Annotated in this window: 19 protein-coding genes and 1 tRNA gene; 11 read left to right on the forward strand and 9 right to left on the reverse strand. The window is 70.2% G+C overall.

What is annotated here, in order from left to right:
• Window positions 1-136: 136 nt before the first annotated feature.
• The gene (serC, locus tag ABD733_RS17110; RefSeq protein WP_344798476.1) at window positions 137-1255 is read left to right on the forward strand and encodes a phosphoserine transaminase; all 1119 of its coding nucleotides are present in this window, start codon (window positions 137-139) and stop codon (window positions 1253-1255) included.
• A gap of 24 nt (window positions 1256-1279) precedes the next feature.
• Here the strand turns inward: serC and ABD733_RS17115 are convergent, their stop codons facing one another.
• Window positions 1280-1912: a DUF3027 domain-containing protein gene (locus tag ABD733_RS17115; protein WP_344798478.1), complete on the reverse strand. Its 633-nt coding sequence runs from the start codon at window positions 1910-1912 to the stop codon at window positions 1280-1282.
• Entirely contained in the window at window positions 1905-2282 is a 378-nt protein-coding gene (locus ABD733_RS17120; RefSeq protein WP_344798480.1) for a cold-shock protein, read from the reverse strand. The genes ABD733_RS17115 and ABD733_RS17120 overlap by 8 nt, the downstream gene beginning before the upstream one ends.
• A gap of 75 nt (window positions 2283-2357) precedes the next feature.
• On the opposite strand from ABD733_RS17120, the gene ABD733_RS17125 reads away from it, so the two are divergent.
• From ABD733_RS17125 to ABD733_RS17140, 4 genes are all read left to right on the forward strand, one after another.
• Window positions 2358-2639: a hypothetical protein gene (locus ABD733_RS17125; protein WP_344798482.1), complete on the forward strand. Its 282-nt coding sequence runs from the start codon at window positions 2358-2360 to the stop codon at window positions 2637-2639.
• 36 nt (window positions 2640-2675) lie between these two features.
• Entirely contained in the window at window positions 2676-4544 is a 1869-nt protein-coding gene (locus tag ABD733_RS17130; RefSeq protein ID WP_344798484.1) for a helicase-associated domain-containing protein, read from the forward strand.
• Window positions 4545-4671: 127 nt separating this feature from the next.
• Window positions 4672-6306 carry a DNA repair helicase XPB gene (locus ABD733_RS17135; RefSeq protein WP_344798486.1) on the forward strand — a complete coding sequence of 545 codons (1635 nt, stop codon included), beginning with the start codon at window positions 4672-4674 and terminating at the stop codon, window positions 6304-6306.
• A 105-nt stretch (window positions 6307-6411) separates the two neighbouring features.
• Complete coding sequence (locus tag ABD733_RS17140) at window positions 6412-7104, forward strand: response regulator transcription factor (protein WP_344798488.1); 693 nt, start codon at window positions 6412-6414, stop codon at window positions 7102-7104.
• 94 nt (window positions 7105-7198) lie between these two features.
• Here ABD733_RS17140 and fdhA read toward each other — a convergent pair whose 3' ends face one another.
• A complete protein-coding gene (gene fdhA, locus ABD733_RS17145) occupies window positions 7199-8425 on the reverse strand; it encodes a formaldehyde dehydrogenase, glutathione-independent (protein ID WP_344798490.1) in 1227 nt (408 codons plus the stop codon).
• Window positions 8426-8556: 131 nt separating this feature from the next.
• Here fdhA and ABD733_RS17150 point away from each other — a divergent pair, with 131 nt between their 5' ends.
• The gene (locus ABD733_RS17150) at window positions 8557-10215 is read left to right on the forward strand and encodes a sensor histidine kinase (RefSeq protein ID WP_344798492.1); all 1659 of its coding nucleotides are present in this window, start codon (window positions 8557-8559) and stop codon (window positions 10213-10215) included.
• Window positions 10216-10452: 237 nt separating this feature from the next.
• On the opposite strand, the gene groL is transcribed toward ABD733_RS17150, so the two are convergent.
• Entirely contained in the window at window positions 10453-12072 is a 1620-nt protein-coding gene (gene groL / locus ABD733_RS17155) for a chaperonin GroEL (protein ID WP_344798494.1), read from the reverse strand.
• 97 nt (window positions 12073-12169) lie between these two features.
• On the opposite strand from groL, the gene ABD733_RS17160 reads away from it, so the two are divergent.
• Entirely contained in the window at window positions 12170-12292 is a 123-nt protein-coding gene (locus ABD733_RS17160; RefSeq protein ID WP_344798496.1) for a hypothetical protein, read from the forward strand.
• Between the two features lie 7 nt (window positions 12293-12299).
• On the opposite strand, the gene ABD733_RS17165 is transcribed toward ABD733_RS17160, so the two are convergent.
• The 4 genes from ABD733_RS17165 to ABD733_RS17180 all read right to left on the reverse strand — a co-directional run bounded on the left by ABD733_RS17165 (window position 12300) and on the right by ABD733_RS17180 (window position 14703).
• On the reverse strand, window positions 12300-12503 hold the full coding sequence (locus tag ABD733_RS17165; protein ID WP_055963817.1) for a cold-shock protein: 204 nt from the start codon (window positions 12501-12503) through the stop codon (window positions 12300-12302).
• A gap of 238 nt (window positions 12504-12741) precedes the next feature.
• Window positions 12742-13344 carry a LytR C-terminal domain-containing protein gene (locus ABD733_RS17170; protein ID WP_344798500.1) on the reverse strand — a complete coding sequence of 201 codons (603 nt, stop codon included), beginning with the start codon at window positions 13342-13344 and terminating at the stop codon, window positions 12742-12744.
• 56 nt (window positions 13345-13400) lie between these two features.
• Entirely contained in the window at window positions 13401-13664 is a 264-nt protein-coding gene (locus tag ABD733_RS17175; protein WP_344798502.1) for a DUF3263 domain-containing protein, read from the reverse strand.
• A 25-nt stretch (window positions 13665-13689) separates the two neighbouring features.
• Complete coding sequence (locus ABD733_RS17180; RefSeq protein ID WP_344798504.1) at window positions 13690-14703, reverse strand: DUF2332 family protein; 1014 nt, start codon at window positions 14701-14703, stop codon at window positions 13690-13692.
• Window positions 14704-14877: 174 nt separating this feature from the next.
• On the opposite strand from ABD733_RS17180, the gene msrB reads away from it, so the two are divergent.
• Window positions 14878-15279 carry a peptide-methionine (R)-S-oxide reductase MsrB gene (msrB, locus tag ABD733_RS17185; protein WP_344798506.1) on the forward strand — a complete coding sequence of 134 codons (402 nt, stop codon included), beginning with the start codon at window positions 14878-14880 and terminating at the stop codon, window positions 15277-15279.
• Complete coding sequence (locus ABD733_RS17190; RefSeq protein WP_344798508.1) at window positions 15279-15836, forward strand: nitroreductase family protein; 558 nt, start codon at window positions 15279-15281, stop codon at window positions 15834-15836. The genes msrB and ABD733_RS17190 overlap by 1 nt, the downstream gene beginning before the upstream one ends.
• 12 nt (window positions 15837-15848) lie before the next feature.
• Here ABD733_RS17190 and ABD733_RS17195 read toward each other — a convergent pair whose 3' ends face one another.
• On the reverse strand, window positions 15849-16034 hold the full coding sequence (locus tag ABD733_RS17195; protein ID WP_344798510.1) for a hypothetical protein: 186 nt from the start codon (window positions 16032-16034) through the stop codon (window positions 15849-15851).
• Window positions 16035-16129: 95 nt separating this feature from the next.
• Between ABD733_RS17195 and ABD733_RS17200 the strand changes: the two genes are divergently transcribed.
• A tRNA-Thr gene (locus ABD733_RS17200) sits at window positions 16130-16202 on the forward strand.
• Between the two features lie 204 nt (window positions 16203-16406).
• The gene (locus tag ABD733_RS17205) at window positions 16407-17027 is read left to right on the forward strand and encodes a M15 family metallopeptidase (RefSeq protein ID WP_344798512.1); all 621 of its coding nucleotides are present in this window, start codon (window positions 16407-16409) and stop codon (window positions 17025-17027) included.
• Window positions 17028-17083 lie beyond the last annotated feature (56 nt).

The raw sequence follows: 17083 nt of genomic DNA on the forward strand, positions 1-17083 counted from the left end.
GGTGCCTCCCGGTACAGCGCCCCGGCGAACTGTGCGCTTTCCACCGAATCCTACCGGTGCGGGGCTTTGGGCCGGATCACCTGGGGGTCGTCTGAACGCCGCCTGGCCCCTCCGGCGTCTCGCTAGCATCGGACCCATGGCGGACATCACCCTTCCCACAGACCTCCTCCCCACCGACGGGCGCTTCGGCTGCGGCCCCTCCAAGATCCGCGGAGCGCAGCTCGAGCACCTCGTCACCGGCGGCGCGGCGATCCTCGGCACGAGTCACCGCCAGGCTCCCGTGAAAGACCTCGTGGGCCGCGTGCGCACCGGTCTCGGCACCCTGTTCGACCTGCCCGACGGCTACGAGGTGATCCTGGGCGACGGCGGTTCGACCGCGTTCTGGGACGCCGCCGCGTTCGGCCTCATCGAGAAGCGCGCCGAGAACCTCTCGTTCGGCGAGTTCGGCTCGAAGTTCGCCAAGGCCGCCGGCGCCCCCTGGCTCGAGGCGCCCCGCGTCATCACCGCCGAGGGCGGCTCCCGGGCCGAGGTCGAGGTCGTCGAGGGCGTCGACGTCTACGCCTGGCCGCACAACGAGACGTCCACCGGCGTCATGGCCCCGGTGAAGCGGGTGGCAGGCGACGCAGGATCCCTCACGGTCATCGACGCCACCAGTGCTGCGGGGGGCGCGGCCTTCGACGCCACCGAGGCCGACGTCTACTACTTCGCCCCGCAGAAGAACTTCGCCTCCGACGGCGGCCTCTGGTTCGCGCTGATGTCGCCCGCCGCGCTGGAGCGCGTCGAGCGGATCGCCGCCTCGGGCCGCTACATCCCCGAGTTCCTGAGCCTGAAGAACGCAGTCGACAACTCGCGCCTGAACCAGACGCTGAACACCCCCGCTCTCGCGACGCTGCTCCTGATGGAGGACCAGGTCGACTGGATCAACGGCAACGGCGGCCTCGCCTGGGCCGACGCCCGCACGAAGGAGTCCTCGAGCGCCCTCTACGACTGGGCCACGGCCTCGGAGTACGCCACCCCGTTCGTCGTCGACCCGAGCCACCGCTCGCAGGTCGTCGCGACCATCGACTTCGCCGACCACATCGATGCGGCCGCCGTCGCCAAGACGCTCCGCGCCAACGGGATCGTCGACACCGAGCCGTACCGGAAGCTCGGCCGCAATCAGCTGCGCGTCGCGACGTTCACGGCGATCGAGCCCGACGACGTGCGGCAGCTGATCCGGTCGATCGAGTTCGTCGTCGGCGAGCTGACCGCGTAGCAGGCAGGCGCGGGGGCGCTCGCTCTAGCGGGTGCCCTCGGCGCGATCGGCATCGTCGTCGTCGGCGTCAGCATCGTCGTCCGAGTCAGCATCGTCGTCGCCCTCGAGCCCGGCGGCCTCGGCCGCCTCCTCGATGTCGATCCCGTCGAACTCGTCGTCGCCGGCGTCTCCGAGCAGTTCGACCTCGTCGTCGTCCGCGTCCTCGTCGTCCGACTCGTCGTCGTCCTCGTCGAAGTCGTCATCATCGTCGTCGGGGTCGTCGTCCGAGTCGTCGTCGTCCGACTCGTCGTCGGAGTCGCCGTCATCCGACTCGTCGTCATCGGCGTCGCCGGCCGCGGCAGCCGCCTCCTGCGACGCCTCGTACTCCGCGAGACGCTCGACCCACGGCACCCAGTCGGGCGCGAGGAGCGACGAGTCGCCCGGCAGCAGCTCGGTCTCGAGCACGGTCGGCTCCTGGCCCTCGAGCGTCGCGACGCTGACGGTCCAGAGCCAGCCGGGGTAGCCGGGCAGCGTGTTCTCGAAGCGGACCGTGGTCACGCCCTGGTCGTCGACCGAGACGTCTCGGGGCTCGCCGATCGTGTCGTCGCGGGTGATCTCGAGCAGGGCCTCCCGCGCGAGAGAGTAGAGGGACGAGTCGGCCGGGGCTGCGTCAGGCATCGAGCTGGTCTGCGATCTTCCGGAGGACGGCAGCGACCTGCGCGCCGTTCTCGGGGTAGCGGCCGCGACGCAGCCGGTTGCCGACACCGTCGAGCATCTTCACGAGGTCCTCGACGATGACCGCCATGTCTTCAGCGGAGCGACGGCTGCGCTCGACCATGCTGGGAGCCGCGTCGAGCACACGGACCGAGAGCGCCTGCGCGCCCTTCTTGCCGTCGGCGATGCCGAACTCGAGTCGGGTGCCGGCCTTCACTCCGGTCGTGCCCGCGGGCAGGGCCGACGCGTGCAAGAAGACCTCCTGGCCGTCGTCGCTCGAGATGAAGCCGAAGCCTTTCTCGTCGTCGTAGAACTTGACCTTGCCGGTGGGCATGACTGGACTCCTTGGTTGATGGGGCGCCCCAAGCATACGGGGACACGGCCGAGCGGGGCCCACTACGCTGGCGATGTGGCAGACAAGACAGGCGCCGGCGACGAGCGCACGCGCATCGACCGCATCGGGCGCGCCCTGGGCCTCGCCGCGGTGTCCGTCGCCGTGCTCGGCGTCGTCTGCGTGCTGCTCGAGGTCTTCGGCTCGGTGAGCGGTGCCAGCAACTCGAAGTCGGGCATCTGGCCGACCGTCAACCTGCTCCCGCTGCTGGCCTTCCCGGTCGCGGTCCTCCTGATCCTGGCGTTCCTCGTCATCAACATCATCCGTCTGACCCGTCAGAACAGGGGCGGCACACGCTGAGCCCCGGGCATCGCACCCGCGAGGCAGAGGCGCCCCGTGGCTAGCGCCCTCGACCTCGCCGGGGTCGTCCGCGCTCTCGCCCCCGAGCAGCTGCTGCCCCGTCTCCGCGAGCGGACCATCTCGAGGCCCGCGGCCGTCAAAGACGCCTTCGATCTCGCCGACGCCCTGCTCGAGCACTCGTCGGTCCGCGAGGCACTGACCCGGCTCGACCGGGTCGCCCTGCTCGCTCTCCGCGCGGCGGCGTCGCCGGGCACTCCCGCCGACCTCCTCGCAGCGGCCTCACCGGCTTTCGACGTCGCCCTCGACGAGGTCGACCGGGCCGTCGCGCACCTCGACGAGCTGTTCCTCGTCGTCCGCGACGGCGACTCCGCGCAGACCCTCCCCTCGGTCACCGCCGCGCTCGACGACGACCCCGAGCTCTCGCAGGAGGCGCTGGCCGACACCCTGCCTCCGGCCGGCCTCGAGGCGGTCGAGCAGGTCGACCGAGACGCGCAGGACCGCCAGAGCGCCGAGAGGCTGTACGCCATCGTCATCGAGGTGGCCGAGCTGATCCGGGCCGTGGCCGAGACGCCCGCGCGCGAGCTCGCGAAGGGCGGCCTGGCCTTGCCCGAGACCCGGCGGCTCGCGGAGGCCGCGCGCATCGACGTCGACGACGTGGGGCCGATCCTGGCCGCGGCCCGCTCGGCAGACCTCGTCGAGCTCGGGCCCGACGGCTGGGCGCCGACCTCCGCCGCCGACGACTGGCTGCGCTCCTCCTGGCCCGACCGCTGGGCGATCCTGGTCACCTCGTGGCTCGGCGCGCTGCCGCGCGAGATCCTGTCGGTGCTCGATCAGCGCGCCGACACCTCGTGGGGCGAGCCGCTCCGCACCTTCACCGCCTGGCGCTACCCCGCCGGCGGGGCCTGGATCCCCGAGCGGCTCGACGCCTTCGCCCGCTCCGCCGAGCTGTTCGGCCTGACCACCGGAGCGCGGCCCACGTCGGTCGCGGTGGCCCTGCTCCGGGAGGGCGTCGCTCCTGCCCGCCGGATCGTCGCCGGGCTGATGCCGGAACCGATCGAGTCCGTCTATCTGCAGCACGACCTCACCGTCGTGGCGCCCGGGCCGCTCGCGCCGGAGCTCGACGCTCGCCTCCGCGGGATCGCCGAGGTCGAGAGCGCAGGGCTCGCCGCGACCTACCGGATCAGCGAGCAAGGAGTCGAGCGGGCCCTGAGCGCCGGCGAGACGGAGGAGAGCCTCCGCTCCTTCCTCAGCTCGCTCTCGACGACCGGAGTCCCGCAGCCGCTCGACTACCTCCTCACCGAGACCGCCTCCCGCCACGGCCGCTACCGCGTCTCGACCCTGCCGCAGGAGGCGCTCGACCGCGCCCCCCTCAGCATGGGCGCCGTCAGCCAGCTGCGGAGCGACGACTCCGCCCTCCTCGACACCGTCGAGGTCGACCAGGCGCTGTCCTCGCTGGCGCTCCGCCGCGTCGACGCCCTCCGCATGATCTCCCGCTACGACGCCGAGACCGTCTTCTGGGCGCTCAGCGACGAGCGCTACCCCGTGGTGCTCGAAGACCCGGAGCACGAGCCGCTCCGCTCCCCGCAGCGACGACGGGCCCGCAGGATCGCGCAGCCCCCGGCCTCCGATCCCGTCCAGAGCCTCGTCGAGCGCCTGGCGGAGTCGTCCGGCGACTCCCCCGAAGACACCGACCGCGCGTGGATCGCCCGCCAGCTCGATGCCGCGGTCAAGGCGCGCATGACGGTCCTCCTCACGGTGGCCCAGCCCGACGGGACCACCTCCGAGCTGCAGATGGAGCCGACCGGCGTCGGCGGCGGCCGACTCCGCGGGCGTGACCGGCGCTCCGACATCGAGCGGACGCTCCCCCTCTCGAGCATCGTCGCCGTCGCCACCCCCGTCGACTAGCTCCCAGCCTCCGGGCGCACGCGGGCGCCCGCCGCCCGGCCGCCCGCCGCCCGCGGCACCCTCCCACCCACCGCGCCTAGAGTGGAACGTTGCGGCCGCACGAGCGACCACCGACGTCGGGAGAACAGTGTCAGGCCCTTTGATCGTCCAGAGCGACCGCACGGTGCTCCTCGAGGTCGCCCACCCCGAAGCCGAAGACGCCCGCCACGATCTCAGCGTCTTCGCCGAGCTCGAGCGCGCCCCCGAGCACGTCCACACGTACCGCATCACCCGGCTCGGCCTCTGGAACGCCCGCGCCGCCGGCCACTCGGCCGACGACATGCTCGAGACGCTCGAGAAGTACTCCAAGTTCCCCGTCCCGCAGAGCGTCTCGGTCGACATCGCCGAGACCGTCGCGCGCTACGGACGCATCGTCATCGAGCGCGACGGCGACCAGCTCCTCCTGCGGGGCACCGACACTGCGGTCCTCCGCGAGGTGACCCGCGCCAAGAAGGTCGGCGAGCTCCTCGGCGTCAAGCGCGCCGACGACCTCTGGGAGCTCCTCCCCTGGGCCCGCGGCGAGATCAAGCAGCAGCTGATCAAGCTGGGCTGGCCCGCCGAAGACCACGCCGGCTACACGCCGGGCACCCCGCACGACATCGACCTCGACACCACCGAGTGGAACCTCCGCGACTACCAGCAGAAGGCCGTCGACAACTTCTTCGAGGGCGGATCCGGTGTCGTCGTGCTGCCCTGCGGCGCCGGCAAGACGCTGGTGGGCGCAGGAGCGATGGCGCAGGCCAAGACCACGACGCTGATCCTGGTCACCAACACGGTCTCGGCCAGGCAGTGGCGCGACGAGCTGCTCAAGCGCACGAGCCTCACCGAAGACGAGATCGGCGAGTACTCGGGCGCGGTCAAGGAGGTCAAGCCGGTCACGATCGCGACCTACCAGATCCTGACGGCGAGGCGCGCGGGCAAGTACACGCACCTCTCTCTTCTCGACGCGCTCGACTGGGGCCTCGTGGTCTACGACGAGGTGCACCTCCTGCCGGCGCCGGTGTTCAAGCTGACCGCCGAGCTGCAGGCCAGGCGCCGTCTCGGGCTGACCGCGACTCTCGTGCGCGAGGACGGCCGCGAGAGCGACGTCTTCAGCCTGATCGGCCCGAAGCGCTTCGACGCCCCCTGGAAGGAGATCGAGGCCCAGGGCTTCATCTCTCCCGCCAACTGCTACGAGGTCCGCGTCGACCTCCCCCAAGAAGACCGGCTCGAGTACGCGGCCTCCGCCGACGACGAACGGTACCGCCTCGCTGCGACGGCCCCGATCAAGCTGAACGTCGTGCGCCAGCTGGTCGACAAGCACGAGGGCGAGCAGATCCTGGTGATCGGGCAGTACCTCGACCAGATCGACGAGCTCGCCGACGCCCTCGGAGCCCCGAAGCTCACGGGCTCCACCCCCGTCGACGAGCGGCAGCGCCTCTTCCAGGCGTTCCGCGACGGCGAGGTGAAGGTGCTCGTCGTGTCGAAGGTGGCCAACTTCTCGGTCGACCTCCCCGAGGCGACGGTGGCGATCCAGGTCTCCGGATCCTACGGCTCCCGGCAGGAGGAGGCGCAGCGGCTCGGCCGGCTCCTCCGCCCGAAGAAGTCGGGTCTGCCGGCGTCGTTCTACACGCTCGTCAGCCGCGACACCGTCGACCAGGACTTCGCCCAGAACCGCCAGCGGTTCCTCGCCGAGCAGGGCTACAGCTACACGATCCTCGACTCGCCGGCGCTGGCGGCCTAGCCGCGAGCGCTGTCAGCGGGGTGCAGGATCGCGGCCAGGCTGCTACCAACGCTCGTTCGCGCGACTCCCAGCAAACGCTTAGACCGCGCGCAGATACTTGATCCCATGAGCGATGGCCCCAAGATCCTTATCGTCGATGACGAACCCAACATCCGCGATCTCCTCACCACGAGCCTGCGCTTCGCCGGCTTCGCCGTCCGCGCAGTCGGCAACGGCGCCCAGGCCATCTCGGCCGTCCTCGAAGAAGAACCCGACCTGATCATCCTCGATGTGATGCTCCCCGACATGAACGGCTTCGGCGTCACCAAGCGCCTCCGCTCCTCGGGCTACACCTCGCCGATCCTGTTCCTCACGGCGAAAGACGACACCGAAGACAAGATCACCGGCCTCACCGTCGGTGGCGACGACTACGTCACCAAGCCGTTCAGCCTCGACGAGATCGTGGCGCGCATCAAGGCGATCCTGCGTCGCACGATGAACGAGGACGAAGACGCGATCATCCGTACCGGCGAGCTCACGATGGATCAAGACACCCACGAGGTCACCATCGGCGACACGGCCATCGAGCTCAGCCCGACCGAGTTCAAGCTGCTGCGCTACCTGATGCTCAACCCGAACCGCGTGCTGTCGAAGGCGCAGATCCTCGACCACGTCTGGGAGTACGACTTCAACGGCGATGCCGGCATCGTCGAGAGCTACATCTCGTACCTCCGCCGAAAGCTCGACCAGTTCTCGGCCGAGCCGATCATCCAGACCAAGCGCGGCTTCGGCTACATGCTGAAGGCCGCCAAGGCCTAGCCTCGGCTCACCCGCTCCACGACGACGTCGCCGCCTCCCGATCGAGAGGCGGCGACGTCGTTCTGTGTCGGCAGAGGGGTCTCTGCCGAGAGGATCAGGCGGCGGCCGCGCCGTCGAGGTAGCCGTTCGGGTTCAGCACGTACTTCGTGGCCGAACCGGCATCGAACTCCTTGTAGCCGCGGGGCGCGTCCTCGAGGCTGATCGCCTTCGCGTTCACGTTGTCGGCGATGTGGACGCGGTCGTGCAGGATCGCCTGCATGAGCCCGTGGTTGTACTTCATGACCGGGCACTGCCCCGTCGTGAACGACAGCGACTTCGCCCAGCCGGTCCCGAGCGAGAGCGACAGCGAGCCCTTCTGCGCCGCCTCGTCGGCCGCGCCCGGGTCGCCGGTCACGTAGAGGCCGGGGATGCCCATCGCACCGCCGGCCGCCGTGATGTCCATCAGCGAGTTGAGCACCGTCGCCGGCGCCTCCTCGGCGCCGTGCCCGTGGCCCTTGGCCTCGAACCCGACCGCGTCGACGGCGCAGTCCACCTCCGGAACGCCGAGGATCTGGTCGATCTGCTCGGCGGGGTCCCCCTTCGTCAGGTCGACCGTCTCGCAGCCGAAGCTGCGGGCCTGTGCCAGGCGGTCCTCGTTCATGTCGCCGACGATGACCGCGGCGGCCCCGAGGAGCAGCGCGCTGGTGGCGGCGGCGAGACCGACCGGTCCCGCACCGGCGACGTAGACCGTCGATCCGACTCCGACTCCCGCGGTGACGGCCCCGTGGAACCCCGTCGGGAAGATGTCCGACAGCATCGTGAGGTCCATGATCTTCTCGAGCGCCTGGTCCTTGTCGGGGAACTTCAGGAGGTTCCAGTCGGCGTAGGGCACTAGGACGAACTCGGCCTGGCCCCCCACCCAGCCGCCCATGTCGACGTAGCCGTAGGCGCTGCCGGGGCGGTCGGGGTTGACGTTGAGGCAGATGCCGGTCTTCCGCTCCTTGCAGTTCCGGCAGCGGCCGCACGAGATGTTGAACGGCACCGAGACGAGGTCGCCCACCTTGATGAACTCCACGCCGGGGCCGACCTCGACGACCTCGCCGGTGATCTCGTGCCCGAGCACCAGGTTCGCCGGCGCCGTCGTCCTGCCGCGCACCATGTGCTGGTCCGACCCGCAGATGTTCGTGGCGACGGTCCGCAGGATCGCGCCGTGCGGCACCTTCCGTCCGACGTTGGCCGGGTTGACGCCCGGTCCGTCCTTCAGCTCGAACGTCGGGTAGTCGGTGTCGATGACCTCGACCGTGCCCGGGCCCTTGTAAGCGACGGCTCTGTTTCCTGCCATGGGATCCTCCTTGATCACTGCGGCCGCGGAACGCGCCCGCTGAGGCGAAGCCAACTCCCCGAGCCGGTGACCCAGCCGTGAGCCGTCCGGGGCATGTTCCGCTCAGGCACCTCCGCTACTCTGACGCGGTCATGCACACACGTCTGTCGCAGTGGTGGAACGAGATCTCCATCCGCACCAAGATCACCGGGATCACGGTGTGTCTGGTGACCCTCGGGCTGCTCGTGGCCGGCCTCGGCACGATGACCGTGCTGAGCACCTACCTCTACGGCCAGGTCGACCGAGACCTGACGACCGCGTCGAAGACGATCACCCGGTACGACGGCGACAGCGATCACTGCACCGCCGACTTCGGCATCGCCAAGAGCGCCTACGTGGCGATCATCGCCGACGACGGGACGGTGCTCTGCACCAACACCGAAGACCTCGACGCCATGAGCTCGGCCCCCTACCTGCCCGGTTTCACCGAGGACGTCACCGCGAGCCACGAGGGCGCCTTCAACGGCTACAACCGGGCGCACACCGAGGAGTGGCGCCTCTACACGGTGCACTCGAAGATCCTGAACACCGCGACCGGCCGCGTCGAGGCGCTGACCATCGTCACCGGTCAGAACCTCGCGTCCACCAACGCCACGATCGCCCGCTTCACCTACATCTTCCTGGGCTTCGGACTCTCGGTCGTCGTCCTCGGGGCCGCGCTCACGCGCCTCCTGGTCACTTCGACCTTCGCCCCTCTGCGCGATGTCGAGGACACCGCGGCCCGCTTCGCCGACGGAGACTTCAGCCAGCGCCTCGACACGACGACGCCGAACACCGAGGTCGGGCGCCTCAACCGCTCCCTCAACACGATGCTCTCCCGCATCGACACGGCGTTCGACGACCGGGCCAAGACGATCGAGCAGATGCGGCGCTTCGTGGGCGACGCCAGCCACGAGCTCCGCACCCCGCTCGTCTCGCTGCGCGGCTACGCCGAGCTCTACCGGATGGGCGCCCTCCAGAAGCCCGAGGACGTCGCCCAGGCGATGGACCGCATCGAGAAGGAGGCCATCCGCATGGGCGGCCTCGTGCAGGACCTCCTGCAGCTGGCCCGCCTCGACGAGTCGAAGCCGCTGGAGCTCGGCCCCGTCGACCTGGTCACCATCGCCCGCGACTCCGCGCTCGACACCATGGCCTCGAACACCGACCGCGAGGTGCGGGTCATCGTCCGCGAGCCCGTCGCCCCCGGCGCAGCCGCCGTCGAGGAGTACGTCATCCCGTCCCAGGCGCCCACCTCACCCCCTGCCGGAGTGACCGGCCCGATCGCGTTCGCCGGCGCCACTCTCGCCCGCCTCAGGATCCGGCGCGCCCGCGCCTCGGCCGCCGGGGTCCCGCCCGAGGAGCTCCCCCGCCTCGACGACGCCGACGAGCGCGCCATCAGCCCCGTGATCCTGGGCGAGGAGAACAAGATCCGCCAGGTCGTCACGAACCTGATGGGCAACGCCATGCGCTTCACCGACTCCGACTCGCCCATCGAGCTGGCCGTGCAGGCCGACCCGGGCCGCGGCATGGCCACGCTCGACGTCATCGACCACGGCGAGGGCATCCCACCGCAGATCCGCGAGAAGATCTTCCAGCGCTTCTGGCGGGCCGACACCTCCCGCACCCGCGACACCGGCGGCTCCGGCCTCGGCCTCGCGATCGTCTCCGGCATCGTCGCCGCGCACGACGGCGAGGTCGACGTCTTCGACACCCCCGGCGGCGGCGCCACCTTCCGCGTCTCGCTGCCGCTGCTGCCCGACTCGCTGGCGTAGGCGCTTCCGCTGCCCGCCGCCCGCTGCCCGCCGCGCGTCGGCGGGCTCCCGCAGGCGTCGGCCCCGCCCCGGAGCCCCGCCCACAGCGACCACCACCCGCCCATACGGCAGACCCGCACCCGGCACCCGCGCCCTGCACTGCGCCCCCGCGCCACGACCCGACAACGACGAAGGCCGGCTCCCCCGAGGGGGAACCGGCCTTCGCGCGGAACGGGTGCTGCCGTGGAGCTGCCGGACTTAGAAGTCCATGCCGCCCGTCGGGTCGCCGGCCGGAGCCTGGACCTTCTCGGGCTTGTCGGCGACGACGACCTCGGTGGTGAGGAAGAGGCCGGCGATCGAGGCGGCGTTCTGCAGAGCGGAGCGCGTCACCTTGGCGGGGTCGATGATGCCGGCGGCCAGCATGTCGACGTACTCGCCGGTCGCGGCGTTGAGGCCCCAGCCGACCTGCAGGTCGCGAACCTTGGCGGCGACGACACCGGGCTCCATGCCCGCGTTGAAGGCGATCTGCTTGAGCGGAGCGTCGATCGCGACACGCACGATGTTCGCGCCGGTCGCCTCGTCGCCCTCCAGCTGGAGGCCGTCGAGCGCGGTCTTGCCGGCCTGGATCAGGGCGACGCCACCACCGGCGACGATGCCCTCTTCGACGGCTGCCTTCGCGTTGCGGACGGCGTCCTCGATGCGGTGCTTGCGCTCCTTGAGCTCGACCTCGGTCGCAGCGCCGGCCTTGATGACGGCGACGCCACCGGCCAGCTTCGCGAGGCGCTCCTGGAGCTTCTCGCGGTCGTAGTCGGAGTCGGTGTTCTCGATCTCGGAACGGATCTGACGGACGCGGCCGGCGATCTGCTCCTCGTCGCCGGCACCCTCGACGATGGTGGTCTCGTCCTTGGTGATGATGACCTTGCGGGCACGGCCCAGGAGGTCGAGGGTGGCGTTCTCGAGCTTGAGACCGACCTCCTCGGCGATGACCTGGCCACCGGTGAGGATGGCGATGTCCTGGAGCTGAGCCTTGCGGCGGTCGCCGAAGCCGGGGGCCTTGACGGCGACCGACTTGAAGATGCCGCGGATCTTGTTGACGACGAGGGTCGCGAGAGCCTCACCGTCGACGTCCTCGGCGATGATCAGGAGCTGCTTGCCCGACTGGATCACCTTGTCGACGATCGGCAGCAGGTCTTTGATGTTCGAGATCTTCGAGTTGACGATCAGGATGTAGGCGTCTTCGAAGACGGCCTCCTGGCGCTCGGGGTCGGTGACGAAGTACTGCGACAGGTAGCCCTTGTCGAAGCGCATGCCCTCGGTGAGCTCGAGCTCGGTGCCGAAGGTGTTCGACTCCTCGACGGTGACGACGCCCTCCTTGCCGACCTTGTCGATCGCCTCGGCGATCAGCGCGCCGATGGTGGGGTCTGCGGCCGAGATGGAGGCCGTGGCCGCGATCTCGTCCTTGGTCTCGATCTCCTTGGCGTTCTCGAGCAGCTGCGCGGAGACGGCCGCGACGGCCTTCTCGATGCCGCGCTTCAGGCTGATCGGGTCGGCGCCTGCGGCGACGTTGCGGAGGCCCTCGCGGACGAGTGCCTGAGCGAGGACGGTGGCCGTCGTCGTGCCGTCGCCGGCGACGTCGTCGGTCTTCTTCGCGACCTCTTTGACCAGCTCGGCGCCGATCTTCTCGTACGGGTCGTCGAGCTCGATCTCCTTGGCGATGGACACACCGTCGTTGGTGATCGTGGGGGCGCCCCACTTCTTCTCCAGGACGACGTTGCGACCGCGCGGGCCGAGCGTGACCTTCACCGCGTCGGCCAGGATGTTGAGGCCGCGCTCGAGGCCGCGTCGGGCCTCTTCGTCAAAAGCAATGATCTTAGCCATGTGGTTTTTCGTCCCTCCCGGACGTCGTGGGGCGGATCGCCCCGGCTGGTGCCGTGAAACAGATGAGCCTCTGGCACTCGCTACTAAGGAGTGCCAATTGATTCTGGCACTCTGCCCGGTCGAGTGCAAGCGGCGCCAGGCCGCCCTCCGGTCGATCGGCGAGGTGCGCGCGGGCGCGAAAAAGGGCGCCGCCTCCGAAGAGACGACGCCCTCTCGCTGATACCGGGTCAGGCGAGGCGGACTGCCTCCGCCTGGGGGCCCTTGTTGCCGGTCCCGACTTCGAACACGACAGCCTGACCCTCTTCGAGGACCTTGTATCCGCTCATGTCGATGGCCGAGTAGTGGACGAACACATCCTGCCCGTCCCCCTCGACGGTGATGAACCCGTAGCCCTTCTCGGCGTTGAACCACTTGACGGTTCCGTTGGCCATTTTCGTACTCCTCCAGCTGTGCACAAGCGGCTCCAGCCCAGGTTGCTGAGCGCCGACTGGTTCCAGATAGTAATGAAAAGGAGGGACGAGGACTGTACCCCGATGGCAAAAAACCGGGCCCGACGAAGCAAAACGACCCGTTCTTAACACGGCCGTAACGCGAGTCGTCTTTTCGTGACATCTGAGCGCAGGATCACGGCCCTGCACCCCGACCCGAGGCGCCCGCCGTGTCAGCGTGTCACTTGCTCGTGTAGTCCGATCCGAGCACGACAGTGATCGTGGCCCCGGGGAACGACGCGCTCTGCTGCACGGTCGTGATCCCGAGCTTCTGGGCGATCCCCAGTGCGATCGCCCTGTTGTCGGTCGCCGACGCGTCGTAGTAGACGACGGAGGTGCCGACGTCGCTCGACGCGTTGCCCTCGTTGCCGACCGTCCAGCCGCCGTTCTTGAGCGCGGTGCCGGCGTTGGCCGCGAGGCCCGCGGTCGAGGTGGCGTTCAGCACCGTGATGGTGGTCTTCGCCGGGTCGATCTTCGACGGGTCGGTGATCGGCGCCGTCGTCGGGGTCGGCGTGGACTTCGGCGTCGACGACCCTGACGAGGACGACGAGCCCGACGGCGACGTCGTGGCGGCTCCCGCGGACGACGACGGGTCTGTGAACTGGAAGCTGTTGTTGGTCACGGCGAGCACGCCGACGCCGATGCCGACGAGCACGCCGCAGGCGAGGGCCGCCCACGCGAACACGATCCAGCCGCCGTGGCGGGGCTTGCCGGAGCGGTGGGCGCCCACGCGCAGGAGCGAGTCGGGCACCCCGTCGAAACGATCGGGCGGGAACTTGGCCATGGGTGAGGTGATCTCCGTGGGTCGGCGGGTCAGTGCCCGAGGGTCAGTGCCCGGACTCAGCGCCCGAACGTGCGGGCGCTGCGCGCGGCCGCTCTCGAGTCGCGAAGACGCTGGAGTCTCGAGACGAGCATGGGCGCGTAGGCAAGTGCAGCGGGTCTTTCTATGAGCGAACCGAGGAGCTGCTGGTACCGCGGCGCCGTCAGGCCGAGCTCCTTGCGGATCGCGGCCTCCTTGCGGGCGGGCGAGACGGGTGCATCCTGCTCGAAGTCGAGGATGCGCCGATCGCGCTCGCTCAGAGCCCCGATCTCGTCTTCTCGCATGCGCCGCCCTCCGGTCCCTAGCAGCCTAGGGCGCAGGCGCGCCGACATCGGGGAGGCACGGCGCGAGCCGCAGCCGCGTGCCGTGAGCGTCGCCAGTGGCGAGAGCCGCCCCGTCGAGCGCCAGCGTCGCGAAGCGGTCCGGGTCGTCGGCCGTCGGCCGGGGCTCGGGCAGCGTGTCGTGCACGCCGGTCAGGAGTCCGGTCCTCTCGTACGAGACCCACCGCACTCCGAGGCGTCCGATCTCGTCGACGAACGCCTGCCGCCGGGCGCCCGGCAGGTAGACGAGCGTCCCCGCGGTCACGACCACCGGCGTGGAGCCCGGCGCTGCGCTCGCGACCAGCGTCTCGAGTCCGTCGACCGCGTCGAGGGCCCTGAGGTGCGCAGGATCGCGCCGTGCCACCTCGAGCGCGGCCCGCAGCAGCTCGACGCGGTCGGTCTGCCCCGGCCAGAGCAGCGTCTCCAGCCAGAGCGCGTCCGCCGGGTCGCGAGGGTCGAGGGGTGCCAGGTCGAGGCCGGCCCGGTGCACGATCTCGGGGAGTGCTCCGGGATCCTGCGCGGCCCGCCCCTCGACCCGCACGTCGAGGCGCACCGGGCTCGCAGGATCACCGAGCACCCGCTCACCGGCGCTCGTCGCGACCCGGATGCCGTAGCGGTCCGGGTAGAGCCCGAGCCCGGCCGCGGCGCCCACCTCGAGGAGCGACACCGGCCCGTCGATCCCCGCCGCCGCGAGCGCCAGCGCCACCGGGGCCGTGCGCCGCACGTCGTTGGTCTGGGTGAGGCGGCGGTCGAGCTCGTCGAGCCACGCCTCGGAGTGGTCGAGCATCCAGGCGCGGAGGGCCGCGTACTCGCCGATCGGAGCCCCGAGCCACCGGCAGACGGCCAGCACGAGCACCGGCTGCCGCTGACCGGGCCTCGCGCGATCGATGAGGCGCAGGATCGCGTCGTCCGCGGCGATCCCGCGGGCCCACGCCTCGTAGAGCGGCGACCCCTGCGCTCCCGCGACGAGCGCGAAGTCGCGGAAGCGCTCTGCCGTGTCCATGCCCCCGAGCCTAGGTCGGCGGACGCCCGGCCCTGCGACCCGGCCGCAGCATCCTGCTAGCCGTTCAGCCCGCCCACTGCCGACTCACGGAATCATCGGGGTGCGCTCCGTGTTGAATGGGGTGGTCCTGCTGCAGCCAGCAGGAGGACGCACCCCGAACCGAAGGAGCACCCCGTGGAGTACAAGGTCGAGAAGACGGACGCCGAGTGGCGCGAGGAGCTGAGCCCCGAGGAGTTCCAGGTGCTGCGCCAGGCCGCGACCGAGCGCCCGTGGACGGGTGAGCTCCTCGATGAGAGCCGCGCCGGTCTCTACACCTGCGCCGCCTGCCACGCCGAGCTCTTCAAGAGCGGCACCAAGTTCGACTCCGGCTGCGGCTGGCCGTCGTTCTACGAGTCGGTCCGCCCTGAGGCGGTCCAGCTCATCGAAGACAGGTCGCTCGGCATGGTCCGCACCGAGGTGCGCTGCGCCAACTGCGGCTCGCACCTGGGCCACGTCTTCGACGACGGCTTCGGCACGCCGACCGGCGACCGCTACTGCATGAACAGCCTGTCGCTCAACTTCGAGGCGACCGAGTAGTGGAGACGGCGGGGCGCACGCCCGTCCGCGACGCGGCGCTCCGCCGCCGTTCCCGATCCAAGGTCGACGACCGGGCGCCGAGCCGTGACGAGCTCCTCGAGCTGGTCGCGGCGGCCGCGACGGTCGCCGACCACTCGGGTCTCGTGCCCTGGCGGATCATCGAGATCCGGGGCGACGCCCGCGAGACGGTCGGCCGGGCCATCGCTGTGGCGGGCGGCGCTGAGGGCGACGCGGCCGACAAGCTGGCCGGCAAGCCGCTGCGAGCGCCGCTCCTCCTGGCCGTCGTGCTCTCGCCTCGCGAGAGCCGGAAGGTGCCGGAGTGGGAGCAGGAGTCCGTCGCCTCCGGCGTCGCGCACCTGCTCAGCCTGCTGCTCGACGAGGCGGGCTGGGGTGTCATGTGGCGCACCGGCATCTGGACGAGGGCCGACGCGGTCGCCCAGGCACACGAACTCCTGCCGGGCGAGAAACTGCTGGGCTGGCTCTATGTCGGCGGAGCCTTCGGCGACGAGAAGCCGCGGAAGCCGTTCGACGCGTCGCGGGTGGTCAGCTCGCTTTAGGCGAGCCGCCTGCTACCAGGAGCGGTTGCTGCGCCCGATGAACGTCATAGGGATAAACAGCGCGAGCGTGCAGGCGATGATGCCGCCGAAGAAGGTCAGGAAACGCCACGCCTCGTCGACCTGGAAGGCCAGTCCGAAGCACAGCATTCCGAAGAGGAACAGCGCGATGGCGACCACGGCGATGACGATGTTGGACAACAGGACTCCTCGAGACTCACGAAACGCTGCCTCCAGGGTAAGCCCTCCGGGGGCATCCCCGCGCACCGGGGTGGTCCTTTAGACTGGTCGCACTTGCCGACATGGCGCAATTGGTAGCGCAGCTGTCTTGTAAACAGCAGGTTGCGGGTTCAAGTCCCGCTGTCGGCCCGCGTCTCATCCTGCTGCCCGGGTAGCAACGGCTAAACCCTCCCGTTCGGCTGCCGCGGTGGTCCTAGGACCACCGCGGCAGCCGAACGCGAGGGTCTGACGCCCGGAGCAGGCAGCAGCAAGGCGACACGCCGCACCGCCCCCGTTGTGGGGCGACCTCCTCTGGGGGCAGATCATCCTGAAGGATGATGCGAGGGTCGATGCATGATCACCTCGACCCCGACCCCCGCAGGCCTCACCAGCCGCACCGGCGCTCGCGGCGCCCGCGGCCGCCTGGCCGTCGCCGCCCTGGCCGCTCTCGCCACCATCGCCCTCGTCGCCGGCGCGAGCGCGACCCCCGCTCACGCGGCCACGAAGGCCTGGGGCGGCTACTCCAACGGGAAGATCCCCCTCACCTCGCTCACGAAGGTGACGAACGGCTGGCTCCGCACCGACGCGGCCAAGGGCTACTCCTCCTTCTCTGCCGCCTTCAACTCGAAGTTCAAGAAGCCGCTCAGCGTCTCCGAGGGCTACCGCTCGTACACCACCCAGAAGGCCATCTTCACCTCGCGGAACTCCCCGCACACGAAGCCGCAGCACAACGACACGGAGTGGGCCGGCAAGTACTGGACCCGCAAACCGGGCACCTCCCTCGCCGCGATCCCCGGCACGTCCGTCCACGGCTGGGCTCTGGCCGTCGACTTCGGCGCGAACGTCCAGAAGGCGGGAACGGCCGAGAAGAAGTGGGCGGACGCCAACGGCCCGAAGTACGGCTGGTACCCGGTCGGCAACTCGTACGGCGAGCCCTGGCACTTCGAGTTCACCCCGCTGCCCGTCAAGAAGTAGTCATGCCGTCATCGGCATATGAGGGACGAATTCGTCCGGCACTTATCCAGTCGATC

Origin of the sequence: Frondihabitans peucedani, from assembly GCF_039537585.1 — a bacterium.
Lineage (GTDB): Bacteria > Actinomycetota > Actinomycetes > Actinomycetales > Microbacteriaceae > Frondihabitans > Frondihabitans peucedani.

Bases quoted from the DNA above. Each gene is read 5' to 3' on its own strand.
- serC (WP_344798476.1), top strand. From the start codon at position 137: ATGGCGGACATCACCCTTCCCACAGACCTCCTCCCCACCGACGGGCGC.
- ABD733_RS17115 (WP_344798478.1), bottom strand. From the start codon at position 1,912: ATGCCTGACGCAGCCCCGGCCGACTCGTCCCTCTACTCTCTCGCGCGG.
- ABD733_RS17120 (WP_344798480.1), bottom strand. From the start codon at position 2,282: ATGCCCACCGGCAAGGTCAAGTTCTACGACGACGAGAAAGGCTTCGGC.
- ABD733_RS17140 (WP_344798488.1), top strand. From the start codon at position 6,412: ATGAGCGATGGCCCCAAGATCCTTATCGTCGATGACGAACCCAACATC.
- fdhA (WP_344798490.1), bottom strand. From the start codon at position 8,425: ATGGCAGGAAACAGAGCCGTCGCTTACAAGGGCCCGGGCACGGTCGAG.
- ABD733_RS17150 (WP_344798492.1), top strand. From the start codon at position 8,557: ATGCACACACGTCTGTCGCAGTGGTGGAACGAGATCTCCATCCGCACC.
- groL (WP_344798494.1), bottom strand. From the start codon at position 12,072: ATGGCTAAGATCATTGCTTTTGACGAAGAGGCCCGACGCGGCCTCGAG.
- ABD733_RS17165 (WP_055963817.1), bottom strand. From the start codon at position 12,503: ATGGCCAACGGAACCGTCAAGTGGTTCAACGCCGAGAAGGGCTACGGG.
- ABD733_RS17170 (WP_344798500.1), bottom strand. From the start codon at position 13,344: ATGGCCAAGTTCCCGCCCGATCGTTTCGACGGGGTGCCCGACTCGCTC.
- ABD733_RS17175 (WP_344798502.1), bottom strand. From the start codon at position 13,664: ATGCGAGAAGACGAGATCGGGGCTCTGAGCGAGCGCGATCGGCGCATC.
- ABD733_RS17180 (WP_344798504.1), bottom strand. From the start codon at position 14,703: ATGGACACGGCAGAGCGCTTCCGCGACTTCGCGCTCGTCGCGGGAGCG.
- ABD733_RS17205 (WP_344798512.1), top strand. From the start codon at position 16,407: ATGATCACCTCGACCCCGACCCCCGCAGGCCTCACCAGCCGCACCGGC.